At 64.0% G+C, this 21857-nt stretch carries 21 protein-coding genes; 13 read left to right on the top strand and 8 right to left on the bottom strand.

Annotated features, from left to right (window positions below; all coding sequences use genetic code 11):
- The first annotated feature begins 52 nt into the window (after positions 1-52).
- The 4 genes from H4I92_RS01445 (at position 53) to H4I92_RS01430 (ending at position 5216) form a co-directional block, all read left to right on the top strand.
- Positions 53-847, top strand: a complete 795-nt coding sequence (locus tag H4I92_RS01445) for a cytochrome C assembly family protein (protein WP_077528869.1) — start codon at positions 53-55, stop codon at positions 845-847.
- A gap of 30 nt (positions 848-877) precedes the next feature.
- Positions 878-2185: an HlyC/CorC family transporter gene (locus H4I92_RS01440; protein WP_077528868.1), complete on the top strand. Its 1308-nt coding sequence runs from the start codon at positions 878-880 to the stop codon at positions 2183-2185.
- A gap of 83 nt (positions 2186-2268) precedes the next feature.
- Positions 2269-4419, top strand: coding sequence for a DUF1631 domain-containing protein (locus tag H4I92_RS01435; RefSeq protein WP_077528867.1), 2151 nt, complete (start codon positions 2269-2271; stop codon positions 4417-4419).
- Between the two features lie 29 nt (positions 4420-4448).
- Positions 4449-5216, top strand: coding sequence for an energy transducer TonB family protein (locus tag H4I92_RS01430; RefSeq protein ID WP_077528866.1), 768 nt, complete (start codon positions 4449-4451; stop codon positions 5214-5216).
- Positions 5217-5218: 2 nt separating this feature from the next.
- Here the strand turns inward: H4I92_RS01430 and grxD are convergent, their stop codons facing one another.
- A complete protein-coding gene (gene grxD / locus H4I92_RS01425) occupies positions 5219-5557 on the bottom strand; it encodes a Grx4 family monothiol glutaredoxin (RefSeq protein WP_077528865.1) in 339 nt (112 codons plus the stop codon).
- Between the two features lie 212 nt (positions 5558-5769).
- Here grxD and H4I92_RS01420 point away from each other — a divergent pair, with 212 nt between their 5' ends.
- On the top strand, positions 5770-6969 hold the full coding sequence (locus H4I92_RS01420) for an aspartate aminotransferase family protein (RefSeq protein WP_077528864.1): 1200 nt from the start codon (positions 5770-5772) through the stop codon (positions 6967-6969).
- Between the two features lie 27 nt (positions 6970-6996).
- Entirely contained in the window at positions 6997-7917 is a 921-nt protein-coding gene (argF, locus tag H4I92_RS01415; protein ID WP_077528863.1) for an ornithine carbamoyltransferase, read from the top strand.
- A gap of 5 nt (positions 7918-7922) precedes the next feature.
- Here argF and glpK read toward each other — a convergent pair whose 3' ends face one another.
- From glpK to H4I92_RS01385, 6 genes are all read right to left on the bottom strand, one after another.
- Positions 7923-9404 (bottom strand): glycerol kinase GlpK, encoded by a 1482-nt coding sequence (gene glpK / locus H4I92_RS01410; RefSeq protein ID WP_077528862.1) that lies wholly within the window; start codon positions 9402-9404, stop codon positions 7923-7925.
- Positions 9401-10993, bottom strand: a complete 1593-nt coding sequence (locus H4I92_RS01405) for a HAMP domain-containing histidine kinase (protein WP_077528861.1) — start codon at positions 10991-10993, stop codon at positions 9401-9403. Before H4I92_RS01405 ends, glpK begins: the two co-directional genes overlap by 4 nt.
- Positions 10994-10999: 6 nt before the next feature.
- Positions 11000-11770 (bottom strand): response regulator, encoded by a 771-nt coding sequence (locus H4I92_RS01400; protein WP_179105587.1) that lies wholly within the window; start codon positions 11768-11770, stop codon positions 11000-11002.
- 105 nt (positions 11771-11875) lie between these two features.
- Positions 11876-12334 carry an FKBP-type peptidyl-prolyl cis-trans isomerase gene (locus H4I92_RS01395; protein ID WP_077528860.1) on the bottom strand — a complete coding sequence of 153 codons (459 nt, stop codon included), beginning with the start codon at positions 12332-12334 and terminating at the stop codon, positions 11876-11878.
- A gap of 25 nt (positions 12335-12359) precedes the next feature.
- Positions 12360-14552: an acetyl-CoA hydrolase/transferase C-terminal domain-containing protein gene (locus H4I92_RS01390; protein ID WP_077528859.1), complete on the bottom strand. Its 2193-nt coding sequence runs from the start codon at positions 14550-14552 to the stop codon at positions 12360-12362.
- 7 nt (positions 14553-14559) lie between these two features.
- The gene (locus H4I92_RS01385; RefSeq protein WP_077528858.1) at positions 14560-15594 is read right to left on the bottom strand and encodes an NADP(H)-dependent aldo-keto reductase; all 1035 of its coding nucleotides are present in this window, start codon (positions 15592-15594) and stop codon (positions 14560-14562) included.
- A gap of 155 nt (positions 15595-15749) precedes the next feature.
- Here H4I92_RS01385 and H4I92_RS01380 point away from each other — a divergent pair, with 155 nt between their 5' ends.
- On the top strand, positions 15750-16940 hold the full coding sequence (locus H4I92_RS01380; protein WP_077528857.1) for a glycosyltransferase family 4 protein: 1191 nt from the start codon (positions 15750-15752) through the stop codon (positions 16938-16940).
- On the top strand, positions 16900-17475 hold the full coding sequence (locus H4I92_RS01375; protein WP_077528856.1) for a phosphatase PAP2 family protein: 576 nt from the start codon (positions 16900-16902) through the stop codon (positions 17473-17475). The genes H4I92_RS01380 and H4I92_RS01375 overlap by 41 nt, the downstream gene beginning before the upstream one ends.
- Here H4I92_RS01375 and dinB read toward each other — a convergent pair.
- Positions 17374-18573: a DNA polymerase IV gene (dinB, locus tag H4I92_RS01370; protein WP_143512567.1), complete on the bottom strand. Its 1200-nt coding sequence runs from the start codon at positions 18571-18573 to the stop codon at positions 17374-17376. The two genes, H4I92_RS01375 and dinB, sit on opposite strands and share 102 nt — an antisense overlap.
- Positions 18574-18673: 100 nt before the next feature.
- On the opposite strand from dinB, the gene minC reads away from it, so the two are divergent.
- The 5 genes from minC (at position 18674) to H4I92_RS01345 (ending at position 21857) form a co-directional block, all read left to right on the top strand.
- Entirely contained in the window at positions 18674-19429 is a 756-nt protein-coding gene (gene minC, locus H4I92_RS01365; RefSeq protein ID WP_077528855.1) for a septum site-determining protein MinC, read from the top strand.
- 33 nt (positions 19430-19462) lie between these two features.
- Complete coding sequence (minD, locus tag H4I92_RS01360) at positions 19463-20272, top strand: septum site-determining protein MinD (protein WP_077528854.1); 810 nt, start codon at positions 19463-19465, stop codon at positions 20270-20272.
- Between the two features lies 1 nt (position 20273).
- Positions 20274-20540 (top strand): cell division topological specificity factor MinE, encoded by a 267-nt coding sequence (minE, locus tag H4I92_RS01355; RefSeq protein ID WP_077528853.1) that lies wholly within the window; start codon positions 20274-20276, stop codon positions 20538-20540.
- A gap of 102 nt (positions 20541-20642) precedes the next feature.
- Positions 20643-21344, top strand: a complete 702-nt coding sequence (locus H4I92_RS01350) for an START domain-containing protein (protein WP_179105586.1) — start codon at positions 20643-20645, stop codon at positions 21342-21344.
- A gap of 3 nt (positions 21345-21347) precedes the next feature.
- Positions 21348-21857, top strand: a complete 510-nt coding sequence (locus H4I92_RS01345) for a CBS domain-containing protein (protein WP_077528851.1) — start codon at positions 21348-21350, stop codon at positions 21855-21857.

Below are 21857 nucleotides of genomic sequence, written 5' to 3'. Positions count from 1 at the left end.
ATAACCAGACTGAGCGCTTGGAGACGAACCGGAGCCGGTCATACCGACACACATGGGCACGACCATCATCGCCTTCACCGCTGTCATCCTCTACGGTGCGGGAACACTGCTGCAGGCACTGCGGATCCGTTCGGACAACCAGCGCGCCGGCTGGCTGGCCCAGTTCACCGGGGTTCTGGCCGTTGCCGCCCACCTCAGTTTCGCCCTGCGCTTCATGGTTCTCGAGGGTGGCGTCAACCTTTCCGTGCTGGTTGCCGGCACCGCCATAGCCGCGCTCCTGGCGGCGCTGGTGCTGATCCTGTCACTGCGCTACCCAATGCAGCCGCTGCTGCTGATCGCCTACCCGATCGCCCTTCTGAGCATTCTGGTCAAGCTGGCATTCTATACCGGCCCCCGCATCATTGATGGCTCCAATCTGGGCGTACTGCTGCACGTCAGCCTGGCGATCACCGCGTTCAGCCTGCTGGCACTGGCCGCAATCCAGGCAGTCCTGCTCTACTTCCAGCACCATCACCTGAAGGCCCATCACAACGGCTTTCTGGTGCGCGCCCTGCCGCCCCTGGAGACCATGGAAGCCCTGCTGTTCGGACTGATTCACACCGGGGTTGCCATCCTGACCCTGGCGATCATCACTGGTGCCATCTTCGTCCAGGATCTCTTCAGCCAGCAGCTGGCCCACAAGACCGTGTTCACACTGCTCGCCTGGCTGGTATTCGCCGCGCTCATCCTCGGACACCAGATCCGGGGCTGGCGCGGCGCAGTGGCCAGCCGCTGGACCCTGGCCGGGTGCATACTCCTGGCCCTGGGCTACTTCGGCAGCCGCCTGGTCATTGACGTCATCCTCTGACGAACACCGTATGGACATGGACCCACAGCCTTGAACGAAGCCTCGCTAACCACGCTCAGCGCGATTCTGATCCTGCTGATCATTCTCTCGGCGTTCTTCTCGAGCTCCGAAACCGGAATGATGGCACTCAACCGGTACCGACTGCGCCATCTGAGCCGGACCGGCCATCGCGGCGCTCTTCGCGCGGACCGGCTTCTGGCGCGCACGGACCAGCTGATCGGCGTCATTCTGATCGGCAACAACTTCGTCAACATCCTGGCTTCGGCCATCGCCACCCTGATCGCGGTCCGCATCTGGGGCGACGCGGGCGTGGTCATCGCCACCATCGGCCTGACCATCGTCATCCTGATCTTCTCCGAAGTAACGCCCAAGACGCTGGCGGCCCTGTACCCGGAGAAAATCGCCTTCCCCGCCTCGCACGCACTCGGCCCGCTGCTGAAAATGCTCTACCCGGTGGTGTGGATCCTCAACCTGATCACCAACAACCTGCTGCGCCTGATGGGGGTACGACTGGAAGGTGACCAGGGCAGCGACCACCTGAGCCGGGAGGAACTGCGCACACTGGTCAATGAATCCGGCTCCATGCTGCCGGGGCGCCACCAGGACATGCTGCTCAGCATTCTGGACCTGGAAAAGGTCACGGTGAACGACATCATGGTTCCGCGTAATGAGATTGTGGGCATCGACCTGGATGACCCCATGGATGAGATTCTCAGACTCGTTCGCGGCAGCCAGCACACGCGCCTGCCGGTCTACCGCAGCGATATCAACAACACCGTGGGCATTCTTCACCTGCGCAACGTCAGCCGGCTGCTGCACACTGACGAGATCAACAAGGCCATGCTGATGCAGCTCTGCCGGGAGCCCTACTTCATCCCGGAGAGCACCCCCCTGCACACCCAGCTGTTCAATTTCCAGAAGGAACGCCGCCGCATCGGCATCGTGGTGGACGAATACGGTGACGTGCTCGGTATCGCTACCCTTGAGGACATCCTCGAAGAGATTGTGGGCGAGTTCACCACGGACTTCGCCTCCAGCAGCAGCCAGGACATCCTGCCCCAGAGTGACGGCACCACCATTGTCGACGGCACCACCCCCATCCGGACCCTCAACCGCGCACTGAACCTGGACCTGCCCACCGACGGCCCCAAGACCCTCAATGGTCTGATCACGGACTATCTGGAATCCATCCCGGAAAGCAACCTCTGCCTGGCACTGCACGGCATGCGGCTGGAAACCCTCCAGATCAAGGACAACGTCATCCGTACGGTCCGCATCCACCCGATCGAGCTTCCCACAAGTCAACCTCAATCAGAAAATGAGAATTTGAACAAGTAACACTTTGTTATTCCGGTTTAGTGTTTGTACACTGAGCATACATCACACGCCCAGTGAGCCACGAGAGCCAGTGGGGACTCGCCATGAACGAACAATCCGGCATTCATCCCGTTCCGCCCGGTCAGGGTCGTAGTGACGGCAGCTCCCTTCCCGAAGAGATCCGCCAGGTCCGCGATACGGTGATGCCCGGACTTTGCGAGCTGCTGTGTGGCACCTTCGACGCCATTGATGATGCCCTGTTCGAGCTCGCCAACGGCGCACGCAGCAACAACGACCAGAATCGCTATTTCGAGACCATGCGCGAGATCCGCATCAAGCGTAAGGGCATAGAGAAGCAGTTCCGCGAGGCACTGGCCAACCTGTTCCGGGCACCTCCCGGGAGCAATGCCGAGGAAACCGGAGACGAGCCACAGAGCGTCGATGCCGACAGCCTGTCACTGGTCGACAATGACGCCCTTGAGGAACAGGTTGCCATCAATGCCATGATCACCAAGGCGACGGTCAGCTTCCAGGGCACCCTGCTCCAGCTCCAGACACGCCTCACAGCCCTATACCCCGGTCATGACAGTGACCACCCGGTGAACCCGCTGGCTCCGGAACACCTGTGTGGCGCGTTCCGGGACGCCTGCTCCGACCTGGACATCCAGATCCGGGAACGGCTTATTTTGCTCAAGCACTTCGACCGGCACCTGCTCGCCAGCCTGGGCATCGTGATCGATGAAGCCAACCGCATCCTGATCCAGGCCGGCGTGATCCCGGATTTCCGCTACGAGGTCCACACCCGGGCCAGCCAGGAACCCGGATACCGTTCGGAGCAGGAAGCCAGCGACGAGGCCAGGGAATTCCTGTCGAGCATCAGCTCGATGATGTCCGGTTACCGCCGCTACAGTACCGACGCCATGGGCAACGCGCCCTCAGACTCCTTCCATATCGTATCCAAAAGGGAATTGTACGATTTGCTTTCTAGAATCCCCCACCCTCAGCCCCGAAGTGACCTGACCCAAGGCGCCCCGGACCGCCCCGACCTGCGCGGCCTGGTGGGCGAACTACTGGACCGCCAGTCCGAGACGCAGGGCAATCAGGCCGCGCTCGAGACCATGGACGAGGACCTGATCAACCTGGTCGCTCTGTTGTTCGAGTTCATACTCGACGACCGCAACCTGTCGACCCCGATCCAGGCACTGATCAGCCGACTCCAGATTCCGGTGCTCAAGGTGGTGGTGCGTGACCGCTCCTTTCTCAGCAACCCCTCCCACCCGGCGCGAAAGCTGCTCAACGCCCTCGCGCGGGCCGGGATCGGCTGGAGCGACCACAGCGAGAAAAACCGGGACCGCCTGTACAACGAGATCCACCGGGTGGTGCAGCGGATCCTGGCGGAATACGACGGCGATATCGCCCTCTTCGAGTCGCTTTATGACGAGTTCGAACAGTTCCTACAGCGCGAGACCCGCAAGGCTACCCTGGTTGAGCAGCGCACACGGGAATCCGAAAGAGGCCGCATCAAGTCCCGTCGCGCACAGGAGACGGTCGACCAGGTCCTGCGGGAACGACTGAATGGCCGCGACGTCCCGGAAAACGTGCACCAGCTGCTGACCCAGGGCTGGAGCCGGGTCATGTTCCTGGCCTATCTACGGGACGATAACGAGCACCGCTGGGCCCACACAGTAAGAGTTGTTGACGACCTCCTGTGGTGCCTGCGTCCGCAACCGGAAAGCAATGGCCGTGAGCAGTGGGTACGCCTCGTCCCCACCCTGATCAAGACCATCCGCGCCGGACTGGAGGAGGTCTCCTATAATGCCAGCCGTCTGGACGAGACCATGACCAGCCTCAAGCGCGAGCTCACACAGGCCTTTCGCCAGCAGGCCCTGGCGGAAGCGGCCGAGGATGGCCCGCCTCCGGAACCGCTTGTGCAGACAGCAGTCAAGAAGAGCCAGGCCGTCGAGGACGCCGCCATGGCAGAACACTACGAGACACTGGAAACCATCGGCATCGGTGACTGGGTGGAGTTTCACCTTGTCAACGGTACCCACTTCCGCTGTAAGCTGTCCGCAGTTATTGAGGATGCCGACAGCTTTGTGTTCGTCAACCGCATGGGCCTGAAGGTGGCGGAGAAAAGCCGCTCTGAACTGGCCCACGAGCTCAGACGCGGACGTATGGCCCTGCTCGAGCAGGGCGCACTGATCGACCGGGCACTGCATGCCGTTGTCGGAGGCCTGAACCGCAAGGCCGGCTAGAGCACGGGCGGCCAACGGCCCTGGAGTACATGACGGAGCCCCCGAACCAACAGACCCCTTACCCGCTTATACTGGCGCTGTCGGTGGCCCTCTTTATCCATGTGGTCCTGGGCACCCTGGTCAATGCGTGGCTTTCCCTGCCGACTCCCGATAATCCCACACCGGCTGTCAGCGTCCGCATCGCGCCTTCCGGAAGCAGCCCCCAACCCTCACCAGTGCACTCCAACCCTGTGCCCCGGAAGACGGAGCGGCAAGCCCGGCCAGGGGAGCCCGCGGAATCCAGCGCCCCCAGAGCGGACGCCAATACGCAGGGTGACACGGAGAGGTCCGCAGAGCCGGTAGCCGCATCAGAGGGAGAAACCAGCGAACAGCGCCTCCCCCCGGAGACCAGCCGTCAGCCCCGGACGTCCACCCCCAGGACGGCACCGGCCACCACTGCCGGCACGGATGCGCCTGAATCCGATACCGACACGAATACGCCAGTCACCCGGCTCAGCCAGAACGACAGGCGTGAGCGCTCAGACTACGAAATCGCCCTGTGGGAACGGATTGCCCGGGAAGTGGAGTACACGCCGCTGCTGGCGGAACTGGAAGGGCCCAAAGAGGTGGTGCTGAATCTGAGGCTGATGGTCAATGGCGCCCTGAGGCGGGCACAGGTGAGCACCTCCTCGGGAATCCCGGAGCTTGACGGGGTTGCCCGGGAGGCCGCCCTGGCGGCAACCCCCTTCCCGGAACCCCCGGAGGGGCGCCGCCGCTTCAGTGTCCGGCTCATTTTCGAGCCGGCCCGACCGGAGTGATCTCAGCCGCCGGAGCTGTCCTCGGTTGCCTCGGCAGCGCCGTCCACCACTTCCTGGAGTTCACCGCTTTCGTGCATCTCCAGAATGATGTCGCAGCCACCGACCAGCTCACCGTTGACGTACAGCTGCGGATAGGTTGGCCAGTTGGAATAGACCTTGAGCGCTTCGCGCAGCTCGTCGTTATCGAGAATGTTCACATAGGCGAAACGCTGGCCGCAGGCCATCAGGGCCTGGACCGTCTTGGCCGAGAACCCGCACTGGGGCGCCTGGGGCGTTCCCTTCATATACAGCAGAATGGGGTTTTCGCTGAGCTGTTGCTTGATGGTGTCGTTGATGTCCATTGATCCTCCAGCTGGAACACGCTGATCGTTACCGGATCCTATTCTACAGAATATACCCATACCTGACCATTGTACTGGGTTATTCGCTTCGCCCTGCCGGCGGGCGTTCAGCCGGTGTGCGGTTTGCCAGTCCCCGAGTTTAACGCTAGTATTGGTTCCAGACGGAGGCAGCTTTTAAGGCTGCCTTTTTTGTTTCAATGAGGCCCTCTGCCATGGCGAATCAGCCATTGCTCAACACCTATGGTCGCCTGCCCGTGGTCTTTGAACACGGTCGCGGGATGTGGCTCTACGATACCGAGGGCCAGCGCTACCTGGACACCTTCACGGGGATCGCTGTATGCGGTCTTGGGCACAGCCATCCCGGAGTCGCCGGCGCCATCAGCCAGCAGGCGGAACGCCTGACCCACTGTTCAAACCTGTTCCACTGCAAGCTCCAGCAGGAGCTGGCGCACCGCGTCTGCAACCTGACCGGCATGGATGGCGCTTTCTTCGCCAACTCCGGCGCCGAGGTCAACGAGACCGCCATCAAACTGGCCCGCCATTACGGCCACCAGCGTGGCGTAACCAATCCCAGCATCATTGTGATGGAAAACGCCTTTCACGGGCGCACCCTCGCCACCCTGACGGCAACCGGCAACCGTCGCGTCCAGGCCGGCTTCGAGCCACTGGTCAGCGGCTTCGTGCGTGCCCCCTTTGATGATCTGGCGGCGGTCGAGGCCATCGCGGAGGCCAATCATGACGTAGTCGCCATACTGGTCGAACCCGTCCAGGGCGAAGGCGGCGTTGCCATTCCGGACCCGGATTACCTGCCCGGGCTGCGCGCCATCTGCGACCGCAACAACTGGCTGCTGATGCTGGACGAAGTCCAGACCGGCAACGCCCGCACCGGCACCTACCTCGCCTGCCAGCAGGCCGGGGTTGAGCCGGATGTGGTCACCCTGGCCAAGGGCTTTGGCAATGGCTACCCCATCGGGGCCTGCCTGGCCCGTGGCGAGGCCGCGCAGGTCTTCGGGCCCGGCAGCCACGGTTCCACCTTTGGCGGCAACCCCCTGGGATGTGCCGCCGCCTTGGCCGTTCTGGACGCCATTGAACAGGATACGCTCACCGACCGCGCTCGGGTTCTTGGCCAACGGCTGCTCGACCGTTTCCGGGAGCATCTGGAAGGGGCTGAATACATACACGACATCCGGGGCCAGGGCCTGATGCTGGGCATCGAGCTCACCGAGCCCTGCTCGGAACTGGTGCTGCTGGCCAAGGTCCAGGGCATCCTGCTCAACATCACCCGGGAACGGGTGATCCGGCTGCTGCCACCACTGACCATGACCGACGACGAAGCGGATTACCTGGCGGACCAGGTCATCCGGATCATCAAGCTGTACGCCGCCGATGACCGTGACCGCCCGCGCCAGTAACGCTGCCTGCCAACAAGGGAAAACAGCATGACCGTCCGACACTTCCTGACACTGCTGGATCTGGACACCGATGAACTGACGCGTGTACTGGACCACGCAACGGCCCTGCGCCGGGAGCGTGACCAGGGCCTCCAGCGGGACACCCTGCACAACCGCAGCCTGGGTATGATCTTCGAGAAGTCCTCCACCCGGACCCGTGTCTCCTTCGAGGCGGGCATGACCCAGCTCGGCGGCGGCGCCATCTTCCTCTCCCCCCGGGATACCCAGCTTGGCCGCGGCGAGCCCGTGGAGGACAGCGCGCGCGTCATCTCGCGCATGGTGGACGCGGTCATGATCCGCACCTTCAGTCACGAGACGCTCGAGCGCTTTGCCACCTTCTCCAGCACACCGGTCATCAACGCGCTGACCGATGATTTCCACCCCTGCCAGCTGCTGGCGGACATGCAGACCTGGCGAGAACACCGGGGTTCCATAAAGGGGGCGAAAGTCGTCTGGGTGGGCGACGGCAACAACATGTGCAACTCCTACATCAACGCCGCCCTGCAGTTCGATTTCGAGCTGGTGGTGGCCTGCCCCGAGGGCTACGAGCCCAACAGCGCCCTGGTGGCAGCCAACCAGGACCGGGTGCGGATCGTGAACGACCCGGAAGAGGCGGTCCGCGACGCCAACCTGGTGGTGACCGACGTCTGGGCCTCCATGGGCCAGGAGGAGGAACAGCAGAAACGCCTGAGGGACTTCAGCCGCTACCAGGTGTCACCGGAGCTGATGGAGCGTGCGGACAGGGATGCGCTCTTCATGCACTGCCTCCCGGCCCACCGTGGCGAGGAGATCTCGGAGCACATGCTGGAGCACCGCAGCAGCGTGGTCTGGGACGAGGCGGAAAACCGGCTGCATGCCCAGAAGGCACTGCTCGAGGGCCTGATCCTGGGCTTCGACCGGCTCGACTGAGCCCCTCAGCGCGAGCGCGTCACCTTCTCCACCGCATCCAGCCAGCCCTGGTAGGCGCGCTCACGCACCGCCGGGGCCATGGCCGGTTCGAACCGGCGGTCCACATGCCAGCGCTCGCGGATGCGGTCCAGCCCGTCGTACACACCGGTCTGGAGCCCGGCCAGACAGGCTGCGCCCAGGGCCGTGGTTTCGGTGATCGCGGGCCTGTCCACGGCCACGTTGAGGATATCGGCCAGGAACTGCATCAACCAGTTGTTCACCACCATGCCGCCGTCCACGCGCAGCTCCTCCAACGGCGCGCCATCGTTCTGGATGGCCCGGACCAGGTCCTTGGTCTGGTAGCACACCGACTGCAGACCGGCAGTAACGATGTCCTCGATGCCCGTATCCCGGGTCAGGCCCAGGATGGCGCCACGGGCGTGCGGATCCCAGTAGGGGGCGCCCAGGCCGGTGAAAGCGGGCACCAGGTAGACCGGATTCTCCACACCCACGGACTCCGCCATGGCCTCGCACTCATCCGCACTCCGGATCAGCCGGATGCCATCCCGCAGCCACTGGATGGCCGCGCCGGCCACAAAGATGCTGCCCTCCATGGCGTAGGTGGTCTGCCCTTCCAGCCGGTAGCCGACGGTGGTCAGGAGCCGGTTCTCGGAGCGGATGGCTTCGCTGCCGGTGTTGAGCATCAGGAAACAGCCGGTACCGTAGGTACTCTTGGCCATACCGCGCTCAAAGCAGGTCTGGCCGAACAGTGAGGCCTGCTGGTCCCCGGCGATGCCGCCCACGGTGACCGCCTCGCCCAGAACCGAGGGATCCGTGCGCCCGAAGTCCGAGGCACTGTCCTGCACCTCCGGCAATAAGGAGGCGGGGATCCGGAAAAGCTCCAGAAGGTGCTCGTCCCACTGCTGCTCGTGGATGTTGAACAGGGCCGTGCGCGAGGCATTGGTGGCGTCGGTGGCGTGCACACGGCCATTGGTGAGATTCCAGAGAACCCAGGTGTCGATGGTACCGAATGCCAGTTCACCGCGTTCGGCCCGCGTCCGCGCGCCCTCAACGTGATCCAGGATCCAGCTCAGTTTGGTGGCCGAGAAATAGGGATCCATCAGCAGACCGGTGCGCTCCACCAGCGTTGACTCCCAGCCCTGGCGCTTGAGCGTCTCGCACTGGGGCGTGGTCCGGCGGTCCTGCCAGACAATGGCACGATGGATGGGCTCGCCCGTGGCCCGGTCCCAGACGATGGTGGTCTCGCGCTGGTTGGTGATGCCGATACCGGCCACCTCACGGGCCGAAATACCCTCCTGCTGCAGCACTTCCAGGCAGGCCCTGTGGGTGGTGTTCCAGATCTCCAGCGGATCGTGCTCCACCCAGCCATCCCCCGGGTAGAACTGCTGGAACTCATGCTGGGCGATCTGGCGGGGCTGACCGCCTTCATCGAACAGGATGGCCCGCGAGCTGGTGGTGCCCTGGTCAATGGCGAGTATTCGGGTCATGACGGATCCTCCGTTCGCGCGCTGCCCTCATGCTGATCCCGGGGCTGGTGGCGTGGCCAGACCAGCGTGAAACAGGCCCCGCCCAGAGCATCCGAACGCCCCACAAACGCCTGGCCACCGTGCCAGTAAAGGATGCGCCGGACAATCGACAGGCCCAGGCCATACCCCCCGGAGCTGCGCGTGCGGCTGTCGTCCAGCCGGGCAAAGGCGGTGAACACCTTGTCCCAGTCCTCCTCGGGAATGCCCTTGCCGTCATCCTGGACGTCAATGCGCATGGTCTGGTCCTCGAAATGGCAGGCCACCAGAACCCGCTCACTGGCGTAGCGGGTGGCGTTGCCCACCAGGTTCTGTATGGCCCTGTGTATGTAGCGGGGTTCCGCATCCGCCTCCGCGTGGCTCCGCGACGCCTCCGGGATGTCGGCCTCCACTTGCAGTTCCGGGCGGATACTCTGCTGTTCCTCGACCACCTGATCCACGATCTCGGCGATATCGAGCCGCTGCACCGCCATGATGGGCCCGCCCTGCTCCAGGCGGGCGTAGGTCAGGATCTCATCAATCAGCTCATCCAGTTCCTGGATATCCCCGTCAATGGCACCAAGCTGGGAGCGCAGCATCTCCGGGTCCTCACAGTCCTCGATCATCTGGACCCCGAAACGGATCCGGGCCACCGGCGTGCGTAGTTCATGGGAGACGCCGTGGATCATTTCACTCTGGACGCTGACCAGCCGCTGGATATGATCCGCCATGCGGTTGAAGGCGCCGGCAAGCCGCCCGCCCAGGTAATCCCCCTCCTCACTGACGCGGGCATCCAGCTCTCCACGGGCGATACGCGATACCGCCCCCTCGATGCCACGCAGGCGCCGGTGCAGGCCAGCCAGAAGGTAGTAGACCACCGCGCCCAGAACCGCGGCCACCAGCCCTGCCAGCACCAGTGCCAGCGGCCAGGACCAGTAATGGAAGGGCGGCGGATGGGCGATCGAGACCAGGGTCCCGTCGCCCAGCGCGGCGTAGCTGTGAGCAGCCTCACGGGGCCTGGGCTGATGGTAGACAATGCCGCCGTTGGCAATCCGGTTCAGTGACGACGTCCCCGGCAGCTGCCCAGCACTCTCCAGCGGGGTTACATGCATCCCCAGAGCGGCCCCCATCGCGGCGGGATCCGAGCCGCGTGAGCGCTCAGCCACATAAACCAGCGTCCTGGCTGCCAGTTCCGAAACATGCCGGTAGGGATCCTCGGTGCGCAGCTCCAGCACCCCGGCATCCGGCGCCAGACGGTAGAAATAGACCGCATCCCCCCGGCGCTGGGCCAGCACCTGGCCGTATTCAAGGCGCTCCCGCGCCACATCGTTCAGGGAGACCGCCTGTCTGGGCAGCAGGCGCAGCCGGGAGGACGCTGTACGGGCGTTGAGGGGATCAACCACCCGGGGATGCTCGGCCAGCCAGTCCAGAACCGGCCGGGGATGGTGTTCGAGAAATGCCTGCTCCCGCACACCGTTGATGGTCACCACCAGTGCGGCACCCACCAGAGTGACGCCGAGCGCCACAAGGATCAGGGCACCGTAGACGCGGAGGTAGTAGCGCCCAAGAGACATTGATGCCTAGACGTCGCGAACGAACAGGTACCCCTTGCTGCGCACCGTCTTGATGCGGCGCGGGTGCACCGGATCGTCACCGATCTTGGGCCGGATGCGCGATACGCGTACGTCGATGGAACGATCCTGGCCGTCATACTCAATGCCACGCAGGGAGGTAAAGATCTCCTCACGGCTGAGCACACGCCCCGCGCTGCTGGCCAGCAGCCAGAGCAGGTCGAACTCGGCACTGGTCAGGTCAATGCTCTCATCGTCCAGCCAAGCCTCGCGCATGGAGTGATCCACAACCAGGTTGTTGAAGACCAGCCGTTCCGGCGCACTGTCGCCGCCGGACTTGGCCGACCCACCACCGGCCTGGGCGGACGGCTCAGTGATGCGGCGCAGCAGGGCCCGGATCCGGGCCAGCAACACCCGCGGGCGCACGGGCTTGGACATGTAGTCGTCCGCCCCCATCTCCAGCCCCAGCACTTGATCCAGGTCATCCGTGCGGGCGGTCAGCATCAGAATAGGCCCGTTGTAGAACGGGCGAACACGGCGGCAGATGGCCAGGCCATCCTCCCCCGGGAGCATCAGGTCGAGAACCACCAGATCCGGGGTTTCATCCCGTATCCGCTCCACGGCATGGGCGCCGTTGGTTTCCAGCGACACCACCAGACCGTTCTTCTCCAGAAAATCCCGGGTCAGCTCCGCCAGTCGCTCATCGTCCTCAACAATGAGAACACGGGAGGCTTCACTGGTCTGTTCCACGGCATCCGTCTCGTTCGTTGTTGTTTCCATTGTCAGTCCTGTCGCGGGATTGAGGCGCAGGCGCCGGGTCGTACATCAAACATTGTGTAACACAAGTATACACACTGAATGGGAGTTTGCATGTCAGCGCTGACTTCAGGCCAGCGGCTCGCCAGCCTCGATTTCCTCCGGGCTGGCATCCCGGGCTTCCAGTATTTCCAGATCAAAATAGAGGGTGATCCCGGCCAGGGGATGATTGGCATCCACCAGCACCTGATCGTCCTCGAAGCCCACGACTTTCACCACCTGGGCCTCGTCGCCGGAATCCGTCTGGAACTTCATGCCCTCCTCAAGCTTTTCCACGCCCTGGAACATGCTGCGCGGCATCTTCCGGACCTTCTCGGGCTGGTGTTCGCCGTAGGCCAGGGCCGGCGGAATGGTCACTTCCAGGCACTCGCCCACTTCGCGCCCGTCCACGGCGCGTTCGATGCCCTCGATCATCTGCCCGCAGCCGCTGACAAAGTGCAGCGGTTCCGCTCCCGCGGAGCTGTCCACTACCTCGCCCTCGCGATTCTTCAGCTGATAGCCCAGTCGATAAACCCGTTGTTCCGCCATGCTGTCGTGCTTTCCCCTGTATGGATCATTGTGTGCGGGTCACCCCGGTGACCCGCAGTGCGTGTATGACAAGCCGCTGTTCCAGCCGTTCGCGCCATCCGCCGGGCTGCGTCAGCCCCATGCGCTCCAGTGCCGGCCGCTCCGCCGCTCCCGGGGCGGACTGGCGCAGGGCGCGCCACAGCACCGCCAGCAGACCACGCCTTGAGCCGGTCGCGTCGCGCAGCCACTGGAGGGCCTGGACCAGCCCCTGCTCCACCTCCGTGAAGTCCGTCCCGAAGGGAAACGCCGGAAACAGCTGGTGGTGATCCCGCAGCGGCGCCACCGCTTCTGCGATGCGCTGCGGGTAGTTATTGCGGTGCGCCCGGGGAACCTTCCATTCCTTCGGGATCTTGCCGGCCTTCTTCGCCTCACGCATGAGCTCGTTCTGGAAGCGTGAGTCCGCGATGCAGATCAACCGTCTGTAGACTTCCGCATCGGGCTGCCCACGCACATCGGCCATACCGTATTCAGTAACTACAATGTCCCGCAGATGGCGCGGTATGGTGCAGTGACCATAGCTGAAGCGAATGTTGGATTCCGGCCGCCCGGCGCTGATGCGCGTTGCCCGCAGCGTCAGTATCGAACGCCCCTCGGGCAGCTCATGGGCCATGGCCACAAAATTGTACTGCCCGCCCACACCACTGACCACGCGACCGTCCTCGAGCCCATCGGAAACGGCAGCGCCGTTCAGGGTCTGCATCATGATCGAGTTGATGAAACGGCTGCGGCGGCGCTGGACGGTCTTGAGCGCCTGATCGCCCAGTGGGTGGTCGTAGAGGTGGTTCACGAACCCGACACTGGTCATGTCAAAGCGGGCGCGCTGCGAGTCGTCCAGCTCCCGCAGCCCCTGATAGAAGCGTTCCGGCCCCAGGAAGAAGCCGCCATGCATGACCACGCCGCCCTCCAGCCGTTCCCTGAGGGCATGCTGCTCGATCAGCGCACGCGCCTGTTCGTCGCCCAGATCCGGGCGCACCGCCTCCTCGCCCAGGGTCAGGCGCCCGCCCTTGAGCTCGCACACCTCATCGAAGACACCGAAGCGCACCAGCCACTGCACGTCGCGTGCCTTCAGCACATTATCAATACAGCCCGCCTCGCACAGGCGGTCCAGGGCGGTGATATCCAGTGGATCCGGAATGAGTCCGTCATCCAGCAGCTGCTGCAGTACCCGGTCAGCCACCACCTGACGTTTCAGGATGCCCGCCTGGTAGAGGTGCAGGAAACCCTCCACCATCATTTCGCTGCAGCCGTAGAGCCCCTCTTCGAAACGCCCGGTACCGCCGATCTCCGCAAGCTCCGGGAAGCGCGCCTGGGCATCCAGGCGCCGGGAAAGCTCGTTGAACAGCCCATTATCCCGGTGCCGGAAGAGGATGTTGTACACCACCGCCGAGCCCAGGGCGCCGATGCCCACCTGCAGGGTACCGCCATCGCGGACCAGGTTGGCGGCGTAGAACCCGATCAGGTAGTCCGCCGGCTCCACCGGCAGATCCGGCACCGGGAACAGGCGCATGGGCTGGTTGTGGGGCTCGAGCATGAGATCAAAGGTGTCGCGATCCAGGGCGGCGTCATTACCGAACCAGGGAAGCTCCGGATTGAGCTCCCCGGCGATCACAACCGCCTGTCCGGATTCGCGCTGTTTGTGCAGCTCCGGCAGGATGTCGAGGGTGAGGTCCGGATTGCAGCTCAGGCTCACCTGGCGCCCCTCGCCATCCGGCGCCAGCATCTGCCCCACCGCATTGACCCCAAGCGCCATCAGATCCCGCACCACATGAGTGTAGTTGGTCAGCACCACGCGCTGCTGCTGGTCCGAATTCCCCAGGCGGCTGCCCGCCTTGAAGAAGAACTCGGTAACGGTCACGTTCTCCGGCAGCTCACCGCGGCTTACCGCCTTCGCGTAGTCAAGCTCCGGCACACCCTCAAAGACCCGCTCCACAAAGGGTTCCATCAGGCGCTTCTGCAGGGAGCTCCCGCCACCGGGCTTCTCCAGCGACAGCGCCGTCATGATGTGCAGCCGGATCTTCGGGTCTTCACAGGCACGCCGGTAGAGGGCGTTGATCAGATGCACCGGCTTTCCCAGCCCCAGCGGCAGGGCAATCCGGACATCGCCCCCCAGGCGCCGGATCAGTTCCCCGGCACACCGCTCCGCCTGACGGAAATGCGTACCTGCGCGTTCCTCGTTCATGGGCAGCTCACGGACAGGGGTAGGTGTAGCGCTGGTGCAGCGCCTCGATCCGATCCAGCAGCTCGTCGGAAAGCTGGATGCTGGCACTGCCGATGTTCTCGGAAAGCTGCTCCATGGTCGTGGCCCCCACCAGGTTGCTGGTCAGGAAGGGGCGCGAATTCACCCAGGCCAGCGCCATCTGTGCCGGAGACAGCCCGTGCTCACCCGCTAGGTTCACGTACGCCTGGGTGGCCTCCTGGGCCTGCTCGGAGGTGTAACGGGTAAAGCGCGAGAACTCGGTGAGCCGCGCCCCGCTTGGCTTCTGTCCACCAAGGTACTTGCCGCTCAGGGCCCCGAAGGCAAGTGGTGAATAGGCCAGAAGTCCGCAGTCCTCGCGCAGCGACACCTCGGCAAGGCCCACTTCGTAGGAGCGGTTCAGCAGGCTGTAGGGGTTCTGGATGCTCACCGGCCGGGTCCAGCCCCGGCGTTCAGCCTCCTTCAGCCAGGTCATCGCACCCCAGGCTGTCTCGTTCGAGAGGCCGATGTGACGGACCTTGCCAGCTTCCACCAGCTCATTCAGCGCCTCGAGGGTCTCCTCGATGGGCACGGCGTCAGAATCCTCCACTGGGTTATAGCCGAGCTTACCGAAGAAATTGGCCTTACGCTCGGGCCAGTGCACCTGGTAGAGGTCGATGTAGTCGGTCTGGAGCCGCTTGAGACTGTCGTTCACCGCCTGGTGGATCTGCTCCCGGGTCAGGCGCGGCCCGCCACGGATGTAGTCCATGTCGCTGCGCCCGGTCACCTTGGTGGCGATCACCAGGTCATCCCGCTTGCCGCGTTGCTTCAGCCAGTTCCCCAGGTAGGTCTCGGTGAGCCCCTGGGTTTCGGCCTGTGGCGGCACCGGATACATCTCGGCGGCGTCAATCAGGTTGATCCCCTGATCCACCGCGTAATCCAGCTGTTCAAAGGCCTGCTGTTCGGTGTTCTGCTCTCCCCAGGTCATGGTCCCGAGGCCGATCACACTCACGTCTATACCCGTCCGGCCTAGCTGGCGCTTCTCCATTACAGTCACCTCCTGCTGGTTGTCCCCGCATGCTAAGTCCATCCCGGGGTCACCGCAATGCCACCGGCCGTCATCAGAACATCACACCAATGTCAGAAAACGGTAACGCCCACCGGTGACACTGGCACTGTCCGTTCAGCCCCGGAGAAGCAAGCATGCCGGCACAACACATTGCACTGGTCACCGAGACCTTCCCGCCCGAGATCAACGGCGTCGCGGGCACCCTGGGCAACCTCTGCCGGGAGCTCGCCCGGCGCGGCCACCGGCTGACCATCATCCGCCCCAGCCAGCGCAATGAACCGCCCCGGGGTCACACACCACTGTTTGGTGAACGGACCCTGCACGTACGGGGCCTGCCCCTGCCCGGCTACCCGGAATTGCGCTTCGGCCTGGGAGCACGCTGCCGGCTGCGCAGGCTCTGGCGCCACAGCCCCCCGGACGCGGTCTACGTGGCCACCCAGGGGCCACTGGGCTGGAGCGCCGCAGCCGTCTCAAAGGAACTGGGCATCCGCTGCCTCTCCGGCTTCCACACCAACTTCCACCAATACAGCAGCTACTATCGGGCCGGTTTTCTGGAACCCCTGATCCGGCGCTACCTGGTAGCCTTCCATAACCGCACCGGAGGTACCCTCGCTCCCACCACCGGCCTCTGCCAGCAGCTCGCGAACTGGGGCATCCGCAATACCCACCGCTGGAGCCGTGGCGTCGACAGCCAACTGTTCAGCCCGGAGCGGCGCAGCCGAACTTTCCGGAAACAGTGGGGCGCGGACGACGCCCCAGTGGTGCTTTACGTTGGACGGCTGGCGGCGGAGAAGAACCTGATGCAGGCCGTCACCACCTTTGAGCGTCTGCGCGACTGCCACCCCTCCGCCCGCTTTGTGCTGGTCGGTGACGGACCGATGCGGCAGAGCCTGGAACAGGCCCACCCGGAGTTCATCTTCCGTGGAGCCCGCCGCGGCCAGGACCTGGCTCGCCACTTTGCCTCCGCGGATATCTTCCTGTTCCCCAGCGAGTCGGACACTTTCGGCAATGTGGTAACGGAAGCGCTGGCCTCGGGCCTGGCCGTGGTGGCGTTTGATCAGGCGGCCGCCCGGGAACACATCCGGAACAGGGTCAACGGCATGAAAGTGGCGCCCGGGGACGCCGAAGGCTTCACCACCGCCGCGCTCGAACTGGCGGACAGACCCGGATTGCGCCGCCAGATAGGCGACAACGCCAGAGCCCACGCGGAAACACTGGACTGGTCCGTACTCGCGGAACGGTTCGAACAGGTCCTTCTGGGCCCTACAGAGGAGGCTGCTCGCCATGAGTCCGCAACGCCTGTCGCGGGTATTCACCCGTATTGATCACAGTGAACTGCGCTGGTGCCTGCGCCTGAACCGCAGTCTCGCCTTTCCGGCGGTCACGCCCTTCTTCCGGGTTGTAAGCCGGCTGGGAGACGGCTGGCTCTGGTACGCCCTCATCCTGGCACTGCCGGCCATCAATGGCCTCCAGGGCTGGGCGCTTGCAGCCCTGATGACGCTCACCGGCGCCGCCTGCACCCTTCTCTACAAGCTCCTCAAGACCCACCTTGTGCGCGAGCGCCCCTTCATCAGCTTCCCGGCGATCCACTGCGGCTCGCCGCCGCTGGATCGGGGTAGCTTCCCCTCTGGCCACAGCCTGCATGCGGTCTGCTTCACGGTTCTTCTGTTCCATGGCATGCCGCTGTTGGGATGGGCGGTGCTGCCGTTTTCTCTGGCAGTGCTGGCCTCACGCGTGGTGCTTGGGCTGCACTACCCCTCAGATGTCCTCGCCGGCAGCCTCATCGGGGCTGGGTGCGCTTTCATCGCCCTGCACTTCTCCCCCGCACTCATCGCCCTGCTCCCGCTGCTGCCCACCTGAACGCGGCATAACGGGCCGGCCGCCGGCATCGAACAGGGCCAGCTGGCGGCCACCGCGACTGACCTCGGGCAGCCGCACGCCCAGCCCGAGCAGCCGCACGGGGCGGGGCACATCGCCGTAGAGGGTATCCAGAAGAGGCGTGAAGTCGGCCACTTCCGGCTGTTCAGGGCGCCGCCAGACCATCTCGCGGGTATGGGTCTCGAAATCGGAAAAACGCAGCTTCACGAACAGCTTCTCAAACTGGCCCGCATCGGCACTATCCAGGCCCTTGCGCCGCATCCGCCGCTGCAGGTCCGACACCAGTCCGTCCAGGGCACGCCGGCATTCGGCGAGCGTCTCGAGATCCTGGCGGTAGGTGTTCTCCACGCTGATCGACTTGCGTGGCCGCGTCACCTGCACCGGCCGGTCGTCCTCACCCCGGGCCAGGCCGTACAGGCGGGCGCCGTAACGCCCGAAGCGTTCGCGCAGCGCCAGTTCCGACCATTCCCGGAGGTCCGCACAGGTATGGATACCCAGTCCGTGCAGCTTTTCCGCGGTCCGTGGCCCCACGCCATGCAACGAGGTAACCGGCAAACGGGGCACGAACGCCGCCACATCCTCGGGCGTGATCACGCAGAGGCCATCCGGCTTGTGCCAGTCGCTGGCAATCTTGGCCAAGAACTTGTTCGGGGCCACACCTGCAGAAACCGTAATACCCAGTTCATCCCGCACCCGGGCCCGGATGTGCTCGGCCATGCGCGTGGCACTGCCCTGGAAGTGGTCAATGCCGGTAACATCCAGGTAGGCCTCGTCCAGGGAGAGCGGCTCCAGGATCGGCGAGGTCTCGCGCAGGATGGCCATGAATTCGCGCGAAACCGCCTGGTAGCGGGGCATGTCCGTGGGCAGAAGCTCCAGGTGCGGGCACAGGCGCAGGGCCTCGGAAACCGGCATGGCCGAGCGCACGCCAAAGGCCCGCGCCTCGTAGCTGCAGGTGGCCACAACACCGCGTCCGGTGGCCCCACCCACCGCGATCGGGCGGCCCGCCAGGGCCGGATTGTCCCGTATTTCCACGGCGGCATAGAAGCAGTCCGCGTCGCAATGGATGATCTTGCGGCTCAAAGGGCGTCTCCGGAGTTGCCGTGGATTCAGTGCAGGCTGTATCTTAGGGCGCCATGGAGCCCGTGTCAGGACAGCGATCAACCCTATAAAGGATAGCCCGATGAGCGAACCCGCCGCCACGGCGACCGAGAACCGCGCCTGCTTTGAACTGCGCGGTGCCAGCCAGACGCTGACCGTAATGGAACTGCACCATTTCGACCCGGATGCTCTGGAGCGGGATCTGCGCGACAAGATCCGACAGGCCCCGAACTTCTTCCGCGACCTGCCGCTGGTGATCGGCCTGGATCACTACGAGGGCAATGCGGCCGATCTGGACTTTTTCCAGCTGATCGGCATCTGCCGTACGCACTCCATCCAGGTATTGGGGGTCCGCGGGGGCGACGACGATATCCGCCGCCTCGCCCGCAACGCTGCCCTCGCCTGGCTTCCTGGCGGCCAGACTAGCGCTCCCAGGCCCGTTCCCGACCCCGAACAGGAAACGGCGGAGAACACGGAGGAAAGCGCCCCGGAGACCACCAGTACCGGTGCCGGTCGATTGGTTACACAGCCGGTACGCTCCGGCCAGCAGGTCTATGCCCCTGAAGGTGATCTCATTATCATGGCGCCGGTTGGCGCCGGGGCGGAAGTGCTCGCAGCCGGCCATATCCACATCTATGGCCCGCTCCGCGGGCGGGCGCTCGCCGGCGTGCACGGCGACACCAGCGCGAGCATTTTCTGCCAGTCACTGGAGGCGGAGCTTGTGTCCGTGGCCGGGCACTATAAAATCTCCGAGGATCTGCAGGGCGATGACTGGCGGACCCCGGCCCGGGTCCGGCTTGAGGGTGACGTACTGACAGTGGACCCACTGACCCGTTAACGGAACGACAGCACAACCAACAGGACGACAACCTTGGCACGAATCATAGTAGTGACATCCGGCAAGGGCGGGGTGGGCAAGACCACCACCAGCGCCTCCATCAGCACCGGCCTTGCGCAGCGCGGCTACAAGACAGCCGTCATCGACTTCGATGTGGGCCTGCGCAACCTGGACCTGATCATGAACTGCGAACGTCGTGTGGTCTACGACTTCGTCAACGTCATCCAGGGCGAGGCCACCCTCAATCAGGCCCTGATCCGCGACAAGCGGGTTGAAAACCTCTTCATCCTTCCCGCCTCCCAGACCCGGGACAAGGAAGCGCTCACCGCGGAGGGGGTTCAGAAGGTCCTGGATGAGATGAGCGAAACCTTCGACTACCTCGTGTGCGACTCCCCGGCGGGCATTGAACACGGCGCCCTGATGGCGCTCTACCACGCGGACGAGGCCATCGTGGTCACCAACCCGGAAGTGTCCTCCGTGCGCGACTCCGACCGGATCCTCGGCATCCTGCAGAGCAAGTCCCGCCGCGCGGAAGAAGGCAGGGAACCGGTGAAGGAGCATCTGCTGCTCACCCGCTACAACAACGAACGGGTCGAGCGCGGCGAGATGCTCTCGCTCGAAGACGTCAACGACATCCTCAGCATTTCCCTGCTGGGCGTCATCCCGGAATCACAGGCCGTGCTCAATGCTTCCAACCAGGGCACCCCGGTCATCCTGGAGGACGACAGCGAAGCCGGCGGCGCCTACGCGGATGCCGTGGCGCGGCTTCTCGGCGAGGAACGCCCCCTGCGGTTTCTCGACGGGCAGAAGAAAGGCTTCCTCAAGCGCATGTTCGGGGGCTGAGATGAGTTTCTTTGACTATTTCAAGACCAAGAAGAAGTCGTCCGCGTCCGTCGCCAAGGAACGACTTCAGATCATCGTCGCGCACGAACGCAACACCCGGGACCAACCGGACTACCTGCCCGCGCTCCAGCAGGAGCTGCTCGAGGTGATCCGGCGCTATGTGGAGATCGACGACGACCAGGTCCAGGTGCAGCTCGACCGCAACGACAGCTGTTCAGTGCTGGAACTCAACGTCACCCTGCCCGAGGAGATCACCGATCCCCAGTAGGACGGCACAGGGCACCGGCTGGCCATGCTGCGGAAGAATCGGCAGAACCGGTACGGTGTCCCTGCCATCATCAGGGTCCTCTCTCACTGTCCGGATGCGCCCATGCGAACCGTACTGACCGCTCTTCAGACACTGGTCCTTGTACTGACCGCCACCAGCCTCCACGCGGAAGTCCCGACCAATGACGAGAACTGGGAACAGGCCCTGAACTCGGACGGAATCGAGATCCACACCCGCAACCTCGAGGACTCAAGAATCGATGCCTTCCGCGCGGAGACGGTGCTGGACGCCCCACTGGAAGCCGTCATGGCGGTAATGGCCAAACCGGAATCCTGCATGGAATGGGTCCACCAGTGTTCGCACGCCGAAAACCTTGAGGGCGGCAGCTTCAGGGACCGTTACGCCTACTCCATCAACGACATGCCCTGGCCGGTCAGCGACCGCGACTATGTGCTGCATATCCGGACGCACACCGGCAGGAACCGGGACCACATCATCATCGAGATGGAATCCGTGGATGGCAGGGTCGAAAAGAAGGACGATTACGTCCGGATGCCGGAATCCTCCACGGTCTACGAGCTCTTCCGTCGGGATGATAACCGAACCCGGCTTGTCTGGTACCAGCACGCGGCGCCAGGCGGTTCCCTACCCAACTGGCTGGTCAACCGCCTGGCTACGGATATTCCCTACGAATCCCTGCGCACGCTCAACGACGTGGTCCAGAAAGAGCGCTACCAGGGCCACGAACTGGCGTTCGATGAACAAGGCCGGCTCGTGGACGTCATCCCCCCGGAAGAAGGCTGACCCATGGCCGTAACCGCACAAGACATCATGACCCCCAGCGTGAAGGCTGTGCCCCAGGACTGGACCATGCAGCAACTGGCGGAATTCCTTACGGAAAACGAGATCACCGGCAGCCCGGTCTGCGATGACAGCGAGCGCATCATCGGCATCGTCACCCTCAAAGACATTGCTGAATTCCGCTGGAACCAGGTCAGCGGCGAGCCGGAAAAGGAACTGTCGGACGACGAGAAACAACAGGCCCGCCAGATCCGGCAGATGATGTTCGAGGGCATGACTCGCATGCCCGTGGAAGTTCGTGACATCATGACCCCGAGTGTGATGTCCGTAAGCTCGGACACCAGTGTCCGGACCATCGCCGACATCATGATGGCGGAGCACCTGCACCGCATCTTCGTGACGGAAAAGGAGACCATTACCGGCATCATCACCACCTATGACATGCTCAAGCTGGTGGCGGAACCGGAACTGACCCGGCGTTGTCTCGATGCCGACGACTCCGGCACCCCCACCTGA

It is taken from the genome of Vreelandella halophila (assembly GCF_019903425.1).
Taxonomy (GTDB): domain Bacteria; phylum Pseudomonadota; class Gammaproteobacteria; order Pseudomonadales; family Oleiphilaceae; genus Halospina; species Halospina halophila.
This window is presented reverse-complemented; position numbering and strand designations above follow the sequence as displayed.